This window comes from Clostridium sp., from assembly GCF_034179595.1.
In the GTDB taxonomy this organism is placed as follows: domain Bacteria; phylum Bacillota; class Clostridia; order Clostridiales; family Clostridiaceae; genus Clostridium.
In genome coordinates, this window is sequence record NZ_JAXFPT010000058.1 from 1 (window position 1) to 16202 (window position 16202).

13 protein-coding genes and 1 pseudogene are annotated in these 16202 nt (G+C 28.7%); 13 read left to right on the forward strand and 1 reads right to left on the reverse strand.

Annotated features, from left to right (window positions below; translation table 11 throughout):
• Positions 1 to 7 precede the first annotated feature (7 nt).
• From glpK to dltC, 8 genes are all read left to right on the forward strand, one after another.
• The gene (gene glpK / locus SPJ33_RS06605) at positions 8 to 1504 is read left to right on the forward strand and encodes a glycerol kinase GlpK (protein WP_321117188.1); all 1497 of its coding nucleotides are present in this window, start codon (positions 8 to 10) and stop codon (positions 1502 to 1504) included.
• Between the two features lie 284 nt (positions 1505 to 1788).
• Positions 1789 to 3219 carry an NAD(P)/FAD-dependent oxidoreductase gene (locus SPJ33_RS06610; protein ID WP_321117176.1) on the forward strand — a complete coding sequence of 477 codons (1431 nt, stop codon included), beginning with the start codon at positions 1789 to 1791 and terminating at the stop codon, positions 3217 to 3219.
• 11 nt (positions 3220 to 3230) lie between these two features.
• Positions 3231 to 4472 carry an NAD(P)/FAD-dependent oxidoreductase gene (locus SPJ33_RS06615; protein ID WP_321117177.1) on the forward strand — a complete coding sequence of 414 codons (1242 nt, stop codon included), beginning with the start codon at positions 3231 to 3233 and terminating at the stop codon, positions 4470 to 4472.
• Positions 4473 to 4544: 72 nt separating this feature from the next.
• Positions 4545 to 4898, forward strand: a complete 354-nt coding sequence (locus SPJ33_RS06620) for a DUF1667 domain-containing protein (protein ID WP_321117178.1) — start codon at positions 4545 to 4547, stop codon at positions 4896 to 4898.
• Positions 4899 to 5256: 358 nt separating this feature from the next.
• A complete protein-coding gene (gene dltD / locus SPJ33_RS06625; protein WP_321117179.1) occupies positions 5257 to 6468 on the forward strand; it encodes a D-alanyl-lipoteichoic acid biosynthesis protein DltD in 1212 nt (403 codons plus the stop codon).
• A 110-nt stretch (positions 6469 to 6578) separates the two neighbouring features.
• A complete protein-coding gene (gene dltA / locus SPJ33_RS06630; protein ID WP_321117180.1) occupies positions 6579 to 8099 on the forward strand; it encodes a D-alanine--poly(phosphoribitol) ligase subunit DltA in 1521 nt (506 codons plus the stop codon).
• A complete protein-coding gene (dltB, locus tag SPJ33_RS06635; RefSeq protein ID WP_321117181.1) occupies positions 8099 to 9280 on the forward strand; it encodes a D-alanyl-lipoteichoic acid biosynthesis protein DltB in 1182 nt (393 codons plus the stop codon). The genes dltA and dltB overlap by 1 nt, the downstream gene beginning before the upstream one ends.
• A gap of 120 nt (positions 9281 to 9400) precedes the next feature.
• A complete protein-coding gene (gene dltC / locus SPJ33_RS06640) occupies positions 9401 to 9628 on the forward strand; it encodes a D-alanine--poly(phosphoribitol) ligase subunit DltC (protein ID WP_321117182.1) in 228 nt (75 codons plus the stop codon).
• 110 nt (positions 9629 to 9738) lie between these two features.
• Here the strand turns inward: dltC and SPJ33_RS06645 are convergent, their stop codons facing one another.
• Positions 9739 to 10044 (reverse strand): hypothetical protein, encoded by a 306-nt coding sequence (locus SPJ33_RS06645; protein WP_321117183.1) that lies wholly within the window; start codon positions 10042 to 10044, stop codon positions 9739 to 9741.
• Positions 10045 to 10343: 299 nt separating this feature from the next.
• Here SPJ33_RS06645 and SPJ33_RS06650 point away from each other — a divergent pair.
• The 5 genes and pseudogenes from SPJ33_RS06650 to SPJ33_RS06670 form a co-directional block, all read left to right on the forward strand.
• Positions 10344 to 11753 (forward strand): annotated as a pseudogene (locus SPJ33_RS06650) (MDR family MFS transporter).
• Positions 11754 to 11896: 143 nt separating this feature from the next.
• A complete protein-coding gene (locus tag SPJ33_RS06655) occupies positions 11897 to 12484 on the forward strand; it encodes an ATP-binding protein (RefSeq protein WP_321117184.1) in 588 nt (195 codons plus the stop codon).
• Positions 12485 to 12679: 195 nt separating this feature from the next.
• Complete coding sequence (locus tag SPJ33_RS06660; RefSeq protein WP_321117185.1) at positions 12680 to 14278, forward strand: peptide chain release factor 3; 1599 nt, start codon at positions 12680 to 12682, stop codon at positions 14276 to 14278.
• A gap of 31 nt (positions 14279 to 14309) precedes the next feature.
• Positions 14310 to 15434 (forward strand): non-hydrolyzing UDP-N-acetylglucosamine 2-epimerase, encoded by a 1125-nt coding sequence (gene wecB, locus SPJ33_RS06665; protein WP_321117186.1) that lies wholly within the window; start codon positions 14310 to 14312, stop codon positions 15432 to 15434.
• 481 nt (positions 15435 to 15915) lie between these two features.
• Positions 15916 to 16202, forward strand: a 287-nt coding sequence (locus SPJ33_RS06670; RefSeq protein ID WP_321117187.1) for a YveK family protein, incomplete at its 3' end; no start/stop codon positions are given.

Sequence of the window (16202 nt, forward strand, 5' to 3'; positions counted from 1 at the left end):
GTGTAGAATGAGGAAATATATTATAGCTTTAGATCAAGGAACAACAAGTTCAAGGGCAATTATTTTTGATAATGAACAAAATATATTAGGAATTAGTCAAAAAGAAATAACACAAATTTATCCAAAAGAAGGTTGGGTTGAGCATAATCCAATGGAAATTTGGGCAACTCAATATGGTGTGCTTCAAGAAGTTATGGCAAAATCAAATATAACTCAAGAAGAAATAGCTGCAATAGGTATCACGAATCAAAGGGAAACTACTATTGTTTGGGATAAGAATACAGGAGAACCAATATATAATGCGATTGTTTGGCAATGTAGAAGAACTGCTTCAATTTGTGATGAACTAGAAAAGATGGGTTTAAAAGATTATATAAAACAAACTACGGGGCTTGTTTTAGATGCATATTTTTCAGCAACTAAAATAAAATGGATTTTAGATAATATTGAAGGTGCAAGAGAAAAAGCTCAAAAAGGAGATCTTTTATTTGGAACCGTTGATACATGGCTTGTTTGGAAGCTTACTGGTGGTAAGGTTCATATAACAGATTATACAAATGCTTCAAGAACAATGTTATACAACATAAATACATTACAATGGGATGATAAAATATTAGAAATTTTAGATATACCAAAATCAATGCTACCAGAAGTTAAAGATTCTTCTAAGGTTTATGGTTATACAAATCTTGGAGGAAAGGGAGGAATTAGAGTTCCTATAGCTGGTATCGCTGGAGACCAACAGGCTGCACTATTTGGACAAGCTTGTTTTACAAAAGGCTCAGTAAAAAATACTTATGGAACAGGATGTTTCTTACTTATGAATACTGGAGATGAAAAAGTTGAAAGTAAAAATGGACTTTTAACTACAATAGCAATTGGACTTAATGGAAAAGTACAATACGCGTTAGAAGGTTCAGTATTTGTTGGAGGAGCAGTAATACAATGGATTAGAGATGAACTAATGCTTGTGAATGATGCACAAGATACTGAATATTTTGCAAAGAAAGTTAGCGATAATGGTGGAGTATATGTAGTACCGGCATTTGTTGGACTTGGAGCACCTCATTGGGACATGTATGCTAGAGGAGCTATATTTGGCTTAACTAGAGGATCAAATAGAAATCATATAATTAGAGCAGCACTTGAGTCTATAGCATATCAATCAAAGGATGTATTAGATGCTATGGAAGAAGATGCAGGATATAAAATAGATGATATAAAAGTTGATGGAGGAGCAAGTAAGAATGAATTCTTAATGCAATTCCAATCAGATATAACTAATAAACAAGTTACAAAACCAATAATAACAGAAACAACAGCTCTTGGAGCAGCTTATTTAGCAGGACTTGCAGTTGGCTATTGGAAAGATAAAGATGAAATAGCTAAGTCATGGTATGTAGCTGAAACTTTCAAACCAAAATTTGATAATGAAAAAAGAGAAAAATTATATTCAGGTTGGAAAAAAGCAATCGAAAGAGTAAAAGGTTGGGAAGAACAATAATTTTTTTCTGAAAAGTATTTACAAGTTTTACAGAAAATGATATAATAAGAATATAACAAAATACAGGTGTTAAGAGAATCAGAGTCAAGCACATAAATTAAGGATGAATAATCTTTAGTTTTTGCTTGGCTTTTTTTGTTATGTTTTAAGTCAAAACCAAATTTATCTTAAGTGTAGATTGTATGGACAAGCATTTAAGGAAAAATGTACTTAGAGAAGTCGCTATCGCTAAGTTAATAAAAATTATTTAATAATGAGATTTTATAATTTTAGGAGGATTTAGTATGTATGATGTTGCAATTATAGGAGCAGGAGTTATAGGAGCTTCAATATTTAGAGAACTTACAAAATATGATTTAAAGGTAGTAGTATTAGAAAAAGAAAATGATGTAGCAATGGGAACATCAAAAGCAAATTCAGCTATTGTTCATGCAGGGTATGATCCTAAGATTGGTACTTTAATGGCTAAGTACAATGTAAGAGGAAATGAAATGTTTGAAGACCTTTGCAAAGAACTAAGCGTACCATTTAAGAGAAATGGATCATTAGTATTAGCTTTCTCAGAAGATGAAATGGAACATATAAAAGATTTATATGAAAATGGAACTAAAATCGGAGTTAAGGGATTAGAAATACTAAACAAAGAACAAGTGTTAGAAATGGAACCAAATATAAAAGAAAATGTAGTTGGAGCATTACACGCACCAACAGGAGGTATTGTTGGACCATATGAATACACAATAGCATTAATGGAAAATGGTATTAAAAATGGTGGTAAGCTTGAATTAAAAACTGAAGTTAAAAACATAGAAAAAGTAAACGATATCTTCGAAATTACTTCAGAAGATGGAAAAGTAATTGAAGCAAAATATGTAATAAATGCAGCTGGTGTACATGCTGATGAAATACATAATTTGATTGCAAAGGAAAGCTTTAAAATTATTCCAAGAAAAGGCGAATATTTCGTAATGGATAAAAGTCAAGGAGAGCTAGTAAATCATACATTATTCCAAGCTCCAACAAAACTTGGTAAAGGTATATTAGTAACTCCAACAGTTCATGGAAACTTATTAGTTGGACCAGATGCAGAGGACATAGAAGATAAAGAAGATACTAAGACTAAAGGCGATAGATTAGAATACATTAGAAATACTGCAACTAAAACAACTGATAAGATTAATTTTAGAGAATCAATAAGAAACTTTGCAGGACTTAGAGCTACTCCAGACACAGGAGATTTCATAGTTGAAGAAGCTAAAGATGTTAAAAACTTCATAGATGTTGCTGGAATTAAATCACCAGGACTTTCATCAGCACCAGCAATTGCAGAAGATGTAGTTAATATATTAAGAAACTGTGGTTTAGATTTAAAAGAAAACAAAAACTTCGATGGTAGAAGAGAAGAAATAGTATTTATGGAACTTTCAGCAGAAGATAAGGCTAAAATAATTGAAAAAGATCCAAGATACGGAAGAATAATTTGTAGATGCGAAAGCATAACAGAAGGAGAGATAGTTGACGCTATAAAGAGAAGTTTTGGAAGCATAACATTAGATGGCGTTAAAAGAAGATGTAGACCAGGAATGGGAAGATGTCAAGGTGGTTTCTGTGGACCAAAAGTACAAGAAATAATAGCAAGAGAATTAGAAATTAATATGGAAGATATCTATCAAGAAAAAGATGGTTCATATATATTAGTAGGAAAAACAAAGTAGGAGGGGTAGCTATGTACGATTTAATAGTAGTTGGAGGAGGTCCAGCAGGACTTGCAGCAGCTTATGAAGCTTATAATGATGGAGTAAAAAAGATTTTAATTATAGAAAGAGATAATGAATTAGGTGGTATCTTAAATCAATGTATTCATAATGGATTTGGACTTCATACCTTTAAAGAAGAATTAACAGGTCCTGAATATGCACAAAGATTTATAAATATGTTAGAAGATACAGATGTAGAAGTTAAGCTTGGAACAATGGTGCTTGATATAGACAAGAATAAAACTGTACATGCTATAAATCCAGAAGAAGGATATATTACTTTAAAAGGAAAAGCGATAATTCTTGCAATGGGATGTAGAGAAAGAACAAGAGGAGCAATAAATATTCCAGGTGATAGACCTTCAGGAGTATTTACAGCAGGGGCTGCTCAAAGATATATAAATATGGAAGGATATATGCCAGGTAAAAAAGTTCTTATCTTAGGATCTGGTGATATAGGACTTATAATGGCAAGAAGAATGACACTTGAAGGAGCGAAGGTTGAAGGTGTTGTAGAACTTATGCCATATTCAAATGGATTAAATAGAAATATAGTTCAATGTCTTAAAGATTATGATATACCTCTATTCTTATCACATACAGTAGTTGATATAGTAGGTAAAGAAAGATTAGAAAAGGTTGTTATAGCTGAAGTTGATGAAAATAAAAGACCAATTAAAGGAACAGAAAAAGAATTTGATGTAGATACATTACTTCTTTCAGTTGGATTAATTCCAGAAAATGAGTTATCAACAAAAGCTGGAATAGAAAAAGACAGAAGAACAAATGGACTAGTAGTATCAGAAAGCATGGAAACATCAGTTGATGGTATATTTGCTTGCGGTAACGTAGTACATGTTCATGACTTAGTTGACTTTGTTACTCAAGAATCAAAACATGCTGGAAAATCAGCAGCTAAATATATAAAAAATGAACTTAATAAAGGAAATGATATAAAGATAATAAATGGTCAAAATGTAAATTATACTGTTCCTCAAAGAGTTAATGTTGATGCAATAGATGGAAGCATGACTGTATTTATGAGAGTAAATAATATTTATCATGATAAGGCTTTAGTAGTTAGAGAAGGAGACAGAGAAATAGCTTCATTTAAAAGACAACATCTTGCACCATCAGAAATGGAAAAGATAATTTTACCTAAGAAGCTTTTAGAAGGAGTTAAGGGCGATTTAACAATTTCTTTAGAATAATATTTTGGTGTATTTAATTTAAAACGAATAAGTATAGTTAATATAAACAATGTATAGGACGGTGTATAGAATATGGTTAAAGAATTGATTTGTATAAGTTGTCCAAGAGGATGCCATTTACAAGTAGATGTAGATAATAAAACAGTAACAGGAAATAGCTGTAAAAGAGGAGAGATATATGGATTAAATGAAGTTACAAATCCAGTTAGAATTGTTACTTCAACAGTAAAAGTAGATGGAGGAGAGCTACCAGTAATACCAGTAAAAACAAATGGTGCAATCCCTAAACCTTTAAATTTTGAATGTATGAAACTTATAAATAAAGTAGAGGTAAAGGCTCCAATAAAAATGGGCGATATAATTATTAAAGATGTGCTAGGAACAGGTATAGATGTAATAGCTAGCAGAAATATAAAAGCAATGTAATTAAAATTTAAAATACACAATTTTACTTTAATAGAGGCAATTTGAATATTTAAAAATATTCAAATTGCCTTTAATTATATATTTGCATTCTAAAATTTACAGATATAGGTTACGATAAAAATGAATAGTTAGTTAATTATGTTATCAAAAATAATAATGAAAAAGCTTTGCAAAGTAGCAATATAAGTTGATTTATTATAATTATGTATATATAATTTAAGAAGTAGTTAAGAAGTTATTCACAATTTATTAAAAATAATTAAATTAATGTAATTGAATATTGTTTAAAATAGTAATAATATTTCATTTAGAATTTATTATTTAGATACTTTACGTAACTTTAAGAGAGGAGCAAGGTATGAAAAAATTATTATATTTTATAATACCAATAATAATAGGGGTATTGTTTGCTTTTGGGTTAGACAAGCTTTTAGATAATGCAAATAATAAATTAATGCAAGAAAAAAACTTAGTACCTCTTATGGGACAATATGCATCAGATGTAAAAGATAAGGGTGTAATTATAAATAAGGAATTTTTATCACAAGATGCAATAATGATGCTTGGGTCTTCAGAGTTAAGGCATGCAACAAAACAGCATCCTACTAGATACTTTAATACTAATAGAAGTAAGGATAAGGTATTTACAATAGGTAGACCGCTTACAGAAGAATTACAAGATGCAATTACATTAGGAAGTACTGGATCTAGTGTAAAAGATAAAAAGGTTGTACTACTTGTTTCTTTACAATGGTTTGTACATAAGGATGGAATTTCACCAAAAGATTTCCAAAGTAGATTTTCTCCAGTTCAATTTTATGCATTTTTGAACAATCCTAACATATCAAAGGAAAGTAAGATAGAGCTAGTAAATAGAGTTTCAGAACTTTTAAAAGGTAGTGACGAATATAAGAGTGAAAGACTTTATGCAATGCTATATAATAATGATTCATTTATTGGCAAAGCTGAAAAAATAGCTTTATGGCCTTACTTTAAGCTAAGAGAAAAAGAAGTTATTTTAAAAGAAAAAGGACTTTTATATAACAGATTAAAGAAACTTAAAGATAAAACTAAAAAAAGTGAAAAATTAAAGAAACCAATTGATTGGGAAGCAGAAGAAAAGTTAGCATTAAAAGATGCTAAAAAGAGAGTAGGAGATACTCCACATAAATATGATAAAAAGTATTATAATAAAACTTTAAAACCTAATTTAGAAAAGTTAAAGGATAAATATGCAAATGTTAATTTATTAGAATCTAAAGAAATGGATGATTATAAATATTTCTTAAAGATAGCTAAAGAAAATAAAGCTGATTTAACTGTAGTTATAATGCCAGTTAGTCCTTGGTATTACGATTATACTGGAATAGATAAAAATGAAAGAATTGAATTCTATGATACTATAGGCAATTTAGCTAAAAAAGACGGATTTAAAGTTATGGACTTAAGAGATAAAGAAGATGAAGATTATTATTTAAGAGATGTTATGCATTTAGGAACGAGAGGATGGTTAGATGTCAGCAAAAAACTCTACGAACAATACGATGAAGGAAAAGTATTTAATAAGTAGTATAATAATTACTTTGATTATAATAGTAGCTATATTAATAGTTGCATTCACACCATTTAAACAAATACCATTTATTTATAATGAATTCTAATTATAAGGAGGCTATTAATATGGAAATAATTAAAGGTATTAAAAAGTATGCAAGCACAGATAGAATAGCTTTAAAATGTGATGGAGAAGAACTATCATATAAAGATTTAGATAGATTTTCAGAAAGCATAGGAGCTTATTTAAAAGAAATACACAATGATAACACTCCTATAGTTATATATGGAAATAAAGATAATTTAATAATGGCATGTATGATAGGAGCATTAAAATCAGGTAGAGCTTATGTTCCTTTAGATATAAGCTTTCCATTAGACAGAGTTTCAAACGTAACTGAAGAAGTTAAGCCAAAAATACTTTTTAATTTTAGTGATTATAATAAAGATGTTTTTGGAGAAGATGTAAAAGTAATAAATAAAGATGAATTAGAAAAAATAATTCTAGATAATAAAGATGAAGTAATAAAAGAAGATTCATGGGTTAAAGAAGATGAAAATGCCTACATATTATTTACATCAGGAAGTACAGGAAAGCCAAAAGGAGTTCAAATAAGTAGCAATAACTTAGATAACTTTGTTGAATGGATTAGTGATTACTTAAATATTGATGGTAGTGAAAAAGTTATAATGAATCAAGCAGCATATTCATTTGACCTTTCAGTAACAACAATATATCCAGGTTTAACTCATGGTGCAACATTGTTCTCACTTTCAAAGAAAACTTTAGCAGATTATAAAGAGTTATTTAGACAATTTGCTTCTTCTGATATGGCAATATGGGTATCAACACCATCATTTGCAGGAGTATGTATAACAGAAGATACATTTAATGAAAAAATGTTACCTAAATTAGAATCAATGATTTTCATAGGTGAAGTTCTTCCAAAGAATCTAGCAAAAGAACTTATGGAAAGATTCCCTAAAACTAGAATAATAAATGGATATGGACCAACAGAAGCAACAGTTGCAATAAGTGCAAATGATGTAACTTCTGAAATGATTGAAGATTCAAAGAGCCTTCCAGTTGGTGTTGTTATGGATACAACAAAAATTAGAATAATAGATGAAAATGGAAAAGATGTTGCTGACGGAGAAAAAGGTGAAATAGCTATAATCGGTAAGTCAGTATCAAAGGGTTATTTCAAAAATGAGCAAAAGACAAATGAAGTTTTCTATTATGATGAATTTAATGGAGAAAAGCATAGAGCTTATAAAACAGGAGATATGGCTTACTTAGTAGGAGATAAGATATACTACTGTGGAAGAAAGGATTTCCAAATAAAGCTTAATGGTTTTAGAATTGAAATAGAAGATATAGAAAACAACTTAAGAAAAGTTGAAAATGTAAAAAATGCTGTTGTACTTCCAGTATATAAGGATGAAAAGATAGCATATTTACAAGGAATTGTTCAATTAGAAGAAAAGAATGAACTTAGTAACTTAAAAAATGGAATAAGAATTAAGAAGGATTTAGAAAAATTCATTCCAAACTACATGGTTCCAAGAAATATAAAGATAATAGAAGAGTTCCCAACTAACATAAATGGTAAAATTGATAGAAAGAAACTTATGGAGGAATTATAATGGGTTTTTCACAGTATGGAGATTATTTATATCTATACATATTATTGTTAACTGCTATTCCTGCTATAATTTTAGGTTTATGTGGTAAGAAGATAAAGATATATGGAATGCTTGCAACTATATTTATGATATTTCTTATAGTTGGAATTAATGTGCAATTAGAATTCTTATGTGCATTTATAATATGGGAATTGATAGTTGTATATGGGTATTTATTTATTAGAAGAAAAACTGAAAGTGTTATAGTTTATAGAATTTTCTTATTTGCTTCAATGTTACCTATAATACTTAATAAAATATCACCATATTTTAATAAAATGCTTCCAAGTGCAAATATGACAGTAATAGGATTTATAGGTATATCATATTTAAACTTTAGAACTATTCAAATGGTAATTGAAATATATGATGGAGCAATAAAAGAAATTAAATTATCTACATTTTTATATTTTGTTTTATTTTTCCCAACATTAAGTTCAGGACCAATAGATAGATCAAGAAGATTCGAAAAAGATTTAGAACAAGAAATTTCAAAATCAGAATATGTAGATAGCTATTTAGTCCCAGGTATAACAAAGATATTTTTAGGAATTTTATATAAGTTTGTAATAGCATTTTTAATAAATACAATGTGGTTTACTAAAATATCAACAAATCATTTAACTTTTGGTAATGCATATCAATATATGATAGCTTATACATTATACCTATTTTTTGACTTTGCAGGATATAGTTTATTTGCAGTAGGTACAAGTTATATATTTGGTATAAAAGCACCAGATAACTTTAATCAACCATTTAAGAGTAAGGATATGAAAGAATTCTGGACTAGATGGCACATATCACTTTCAAGATGGTTTGGAGATTATATATTCTCAAGATTTATAATAAGTTCCATAAGAAAAAAGAGATTTAAAAATAGAGCTACAGCATCTCATGTTGCTCAGATGATAACTATGATAACTATGGGATTTTGGCATGGACTAACTTGGTATTATATAGTATATGGTATATATCAAGGGTTAGTATTAGTTCTTACAGATATATATCAAAAGAAGTCAAAATTCTATAAAGCTCATAAAAAAGAAAAATGGTTTGAATACTTACAAATATTCATTACATGGCATATAGCAGGATTTGGATTATTAATATTCTCTGGATATTTTGCAATAGTAAAATAAGAAAATATTGTAATATAAATTTAATATAATTTTAATGTAGAAGTATGATAAAATAAGCTTATAGATTAAAAATGATTTTAAGATTAAGTTTTTAGAAATTTAAGAAAGGGAGAATATAATATGCAAGAACAAGTGATAGAAATTTTTGAAGAAGTAACAGGTTGTGACGAATTAAGAGATGATTTAGATTTTGATTTATTTGAAGCTGGTCTTTTAGATTCACTTGCAATAATAGAAGTATTATTACAAATTGAAGAAAAGCTTGGCATTAAATTACAACCAACAGATTTAGAAAGATCAGACATGGCTACAGTAAATAATTTAGTAGCATTCTTAGAAACAAGATAGTCTTTTAAACATAATATATAAAATAAGATACTCAAAGTTAACTTTGAGTATCTTATTTTTTTGACGCAAAATTTTTGATTATTTTAGTTTATACAAGAATTTAAACTATTTTATCTTGTTTTTTTATCTTGTATATCTTTATGTTTTCCTTTTACATCTTCAATATTTTTCATTTCATCAGCCATACTTTGAGTATAATCAAATTCAAGCCATGCAATATTATTACAAACTATAGGGTCAGTTGCAGGGTTAGGAAGAGGTGTGACATCACCATTTGGAGCAGTGCTTATAAGATTTTCATCATTTGGATGATAGTCATCTCTTTCATTAGGGAGATATACGCCTTTATAATCTTTATTTACTTTATTATATAAGTGATCATATTTGTTATTTATATTATTAATATGTTTACCCAACTTTTTCACCTCCGACAAAAATAGTTTCTGTAATTTTATTAGATTAATACATTGAATTTAAATTATAATCTAAAATAAATTCTTAAAAATATCAAAAATAAAATTAAACTTCTTAGATTATACAAGATGTAAATATTATAAATTAAATAATAAGAATATTAATTTAATTTTAATTAGATGGCTAATTAATTGATAATAATTAGTTATAAGAATATAATATTTGCTAGTTACTTAATTAATTGATTTTAATTATAAGAATATATTTTATATTTAAAAATAATACGAAAGGAAAGATTTTGATGGCAGAAGAAAATAAGAAGTACAATCCTATACTGATATCAGCAGTATTTTTAATAGGTGGTTTTTTATCGTTTTTAAATGGTACGCTTATCACAACAGCACTTCCAACCATTATGAAAGATTTACATATTTCTGCAACAACAGGTCAATGGCTTACAACAGCTTTTATGTTAGTTAGTGGAATAATGATACCATGTACAGCGTATCTTATCGATAGATTTTCAACAAGAAAATTATTTTTTGCATAAATGGGACTATTCACTGTAGGTACGATAATTGCTGGATTTGCAAATAGTTTTGAAGTATTGATTGTAGCTAGAGTTTTACAAGCAGCAGGTGCTGGTATAATAATGCCATTAATGCAAACAGTATTTTTAGTTATATATCCAAAAGAAAAAAGAGGATTTGCTATGGGGGTTGTTGGTATAATAATTGCCTTTGCACCAGCAATAGGTCCAACACTTGCAGGAGTTATTATAGATAGCCATCCTTGGAGAGATTTATTCCATTTAATAGCACCTATATGTATTATTGATTTAATATTTGCATTCTTTGCACTTAAAAATGTAAAAGAATCAAAGAAGATAAAACTAGACATAATTTCAGTAATTACATCTACATTAGGTTTTGGCGGATTATTATTTGGATTTAGTAATGCAGGTAGTGATGGATGGTTAGAACCAAAGGTACTAGTACCATTAATAGTTGGTGTAATATCACTTATAATATTTAGCTTTAAGCAACTTAGAAGTGAAAAACCAATGTTAAATATAAGAGTATTTAAAAGCAGTACATTTACATATGCAACAATAATAATAATGATAGCATACGCAGGACTTGTTTCAGCAGAATTAATATTACCTATGTATATACAAACAGCAAGAGGTTATTCAGCATTTGATTCAGGACTTATGCTTATGCCAGGTGCTATAATAATGGGTATAATGAACCCTATAACAGGTAAGCTATTTGATAAATTTGGAGCAAGATTACTTTCAATTATTGGGCTAGTCTGCTTAACAGCTGGTACATTTGGATTATCATTTTTAGGTCCAGATACAAAGATTGAATTTGTAACACTTGCATATTCAATTCGTCTTTTTGGTATGTCAATGTTTATGATGCCTTTAACTACATCAGGATTAAATACATTAAGCAAAGAAGATTTACCACACGGAACAGCTGTAAACAATACAATGAGACAAGTTGCAGGTTCAATTGGTACAGCAATACTTGTAACAGTAATGACTAAGGCAGCTGCAAATTCAGGAATGACAAATCCTATTGATGCACAAGTGCATGGAATGAATGTTGCATTTGCTTCATCAGCAGTTCTTACTTTAGTATCATTAATTTTAGCAATATTTGTTATTAAGAAAACTCCAAAACAAGATAATAAGGCTAACTAGATATAAACTTTAGAGTTTCGAATTTTATTGAAAATTGTCGTTTAAGTTGATATAATAGGTTTGTTTTTATTAAATAAGTTGCACGGAAATAGTATTATTTATGCTTAAGTAAAGTAGTGCAATGGATTTGAAGGGGAGATTATATGCCAGTAAGAATAGCAATCTTAGGTGGTCCAAGATGTGGGAAAACAACGTTAATACAACAACTTTATGTTGATTTAAAAATAAGAGATTTAAATGTTGGAGTTGCAACAGAATATAGTACTGATTACTTAAGAGACAAGGGCATGATAGAAAGTATTGCAGAACAATATGGTATATATTTAGGACAAGCTCAATTAGAAGCTGCCTTAAGTGAGTTCGATTATGCAATAACAGATTATGCAACATTTGTTCCTTTCATATATGGTAGATTTATGTTAGGCGACAAAAAAAGAACTAAAAAAGAAATAGAAATACTTAAAGATTTATATATGTTAGCATTAAGAGACTTACCAAAGTATGACTACATATTCTTTGTACCAAGAGAATTTGGTTATGAAAAAGATGGAGTTAGATGGCAAGATGAGAATTTAGCAAAATCAATAGATAAAGCAATCTTAAGTTTCTTAGAAGCTGAAAATGTTAAGTTTGAAGTTATAACAGGTTCAACAAAAGAAAGATCAGATAAAATACTTGAGATTGTTGGATTAGAAGATATAGAAATTAAGGCTGCAGTATTACAAGAATAAAATATTAAAAAGCAAAAATGGGCATCTAAATTTAAGAGAAAATTTAGATGCTTTTTATATAATGTAGATATAAATTATACATATGTATTGTTACATTACATTATATACATATTACTAAATACTATGTTATAATCAAGAATAGATTTAAAATTTGAAAAAATATAGATTTAACATAAATTAAGGAGTTGAAAATCTTTGTCTGATTTAAGAAAAGAAATAGAAAAAAGAAGAACCTTTGCAATAATTTCTCACCCAGATGCAGGTAAGACAACATTAACAGAAAAATTCTTATTATACGGAGGAGCTATAAGACTTGCAGGTTCAGTTAAGGCTAGAAAAGCATCAAAGCACGCAGTTTCTGACTGGATGGAAATAGAAAAACAAAGAGGGATCTCAGTTACTTCATCAGTTATGCAATTTAACTATGATGGACATTGCATAAACATATTAGATACTCCAGGTCACCAAGACTTCTCAGAAGATACATATAGAACACTTATGGCAGCAGACTCAGCAGTAATGGTAGTTGACGCAGCTAAGGGTGTCGAAGAACAAACAAAGAAGCTTTTCCATGTATGTTCACTTAGAGAAATGCCAATATTTACTTTTGTAAATAAGATGGATAGAGAAGCTAAAGACCCATTCCAATTACTTGAAGACATTGAAAGTGAACTTGGAATTAAAACATATCCAATGAATTGGCCAATAGGTTCAGGTAAGGAATTTAAAGGTGTATATGAAAGAGATAACAAGAGAATTATAGCATTTACAGGTGGAGAACACGGACAAAAAGAAGTTAATGCTATAGATGGAGATGTAGATGATCCTAAGTTTAAAGAAATTTTAGGGGAAGCTCTTCATGAAAAGCTAATGGAAGATATAGAGCTTTTAGATATCGCAGGAGATGAATTTGACATAGAAAAAGTAAGAGATGGACAATTAACTCCAGTATTCTTTGGGTCAGCTCTTACAAACTTTGGTGTTGAACCTTTCTTAGAACATTTCTTAGAAATGACAACATCACCACTTGGAAGAAATTCATCTATAGGAGAAATAGATCCATTTGATGAAAACTTCTCAGCATTTGTATTTAAGATACAAGCAAATATGAACAAGGCACATAGAGATAGAATAGCATTTATGAGAATTTGCTCAGGTAAATTTGAAAAAGGTAAAGACTACTATCACATGCAACAAGGCAAAAAGATTAAGCTTTCAGAACCACAACAATTCATGGCTCAAGATAGAGAAATTGTTGAAGAAGCTTATGCTGGAGATATAATTGGGGTATTTGATCCAGGTGTATTTTCAATTGGAGATACTATATGTACACCATCAAAGAAATTCACATTTGAAGGAATACCAGCCTTTGCACCAGAACATTATGCAAGAGTTAGACCAGTTGATACAATGAAGAGAAAACAATTTGTAAAAGGGGTTACTCAAATAGCACAAGAAGGGGCAATCCAAGTATTTAAAGAATTACACATTGGTATGGAAGAAATCATAGTTGGTGTTGTAGGGGTACTTCAATTTGAAGTTTTAGAATACAGATTAAAAAATGAATACAACGTTGATATAAAGATGGAAAGACTTCCATATAGATTCGTAAGATGGATTGAAAATGATGGAAATATTGATGTAGATAAGTTAAATCTTACATCAGATACTAAGAAGGTTAAAGATTTAAAAGACAGAAATCTTCTTATTTTCCAAAATACGTGGGGAATATCATGGGCATTAGATCATAACGAGGGAATTATATTATCAGATGTAGGTAAGTCAGATAATTAATTTAGAGTAATTTGATAAGGTGGTAAGTTATATGAAACCCATAAAAGTATTATCAGTCTTTGGAACAAGACCAGAAGGTATAAAGATGTGTCCATTAGTTAAGGCACTTGAAAGAGATGAAAGATTTGAATCAATAGTTTGTAATACAGCACAACACAGAGATATGCTAGATACTGTGCTTGAAATATTTGATGTAAAACCAGATTATGACTTAGATATAATGGCACACGGTCAAACAATAATAGACATATCAACTAAGGTATTAAAAGGAATAGATGAAGTAATAAAAAAATGCAATCCTGATATAGTTTTAGTTCATGGAGATACTTCAACAACATTAAATTCAGCACTTGCAGCATTTTATAATAAAGTGCCAGTAGGACACGTTGAAGCAGGACTTAGAACATATGATATGTATTCACCATTCCCAGAAGAAGCAAATAGAAAGCTAACTGGAAGTATTGCAGCAATGCATTTTTCACCAACAGAAACAAATAGAGCAAATCTTTTAAAAGAAGGTGTAAAACCTGAAAGCATATTTGTAACAGGAAATACAGTAATAGATGCACTTTTAAGTGTAATAGATGAAAACTTAATCTTTGAACAAGAAATACTAAATGATATAGATTATAAAGATAAAGATGTAATATTATTAACTACTCATAGAAGAGAAAATTGGGGAGAGCCAATGGAAAATATCTTCAAAGCTATGGTAAAGCTAATTGAAGATAACGAAAAAGTTCAAGTAATATTCCCAATGCATAAAAATCCTTCAATAAGAGAACTTGCACATAGCTATTTTGATAAATACAATGGAAGAGTTCATCTTATAGAACCTTTAGAATATGTTGAATTTGCAAATCTTATGTCAAGAGTTAAGCTTATAATGACAGATTCAGGTGGAATACAAGAAGAAGCACCAACTCTTGGAAAGCCAGTTATGGTTCTTAGAACAGAAACAGAAAGACCAGAAGCAGTAGAAGCTGGAACTATAAAACTTGCAGGAATAGAAACAGAAAACATATATAATGAAGCTAAAAAGCTTTTAACAGATAAAGAAGCTTATGAGAAAATGGCTCATGCTACAAATCCATATGGAGATGGAAATGCATGTGCAAAAATATTAGATGAGATAGATATGTATTTCAATAATTAAAAAATTATATAAAACTATCATGATGAAATGATTTTAAATTTTATCATGATAGTTTTTTTATTTAATTTATTATCTTTATTACGAAAAATTAATATAAAATACGATATTAAATAATTAATGAAAAAGTTTTCTTATTGAAAATAATTTAATCTTAAAAAAGAAATTATAAAAGATTTGTAACATCTGAAATAATTTTAATTTAATTAAAATTATTTTATAAAAAAATAGGATGCACATGCGTAATTTGTAAAATGAATTTAGTTAACGATTGTACAAATATGTAGTAATATATACGAAGGGAATGTCTATAAATAAAATTATTTAGTGAAATGTGTGAAATTTATATCAAGTATGTAAATAAATTTTGAAGAAAACAATAAAATAAAAACTTTAAAAAAAATATATAAATTTTATGCTATAATTTTAGGGTATGTAAAAAAATAATATATAAATAAAAAATTAAAAAGATGGGGGAAAATGAATGAACGAGGAATACATAAACATTAGCGAGATATTAGATGCGCTAAAGAAAAGATACAAAATCATAATTTCAATTACTTTAGCTTTTACAATAATAGCTGCGCTAGTTAGTTTCTTTGTGATTAAGCCGAAATATGAAGTAACAACTAAATTATTTATAGGTAAAGAGCAAAGTAAGACACAAGACTTTAATAGCAATGATATAACAATGTATCAAAAACTTCTTTCAACATATGCTGAAGTAGTTACAACTAACGATTTAGTTGAAAAGGCAATTGAAAAAGGAAA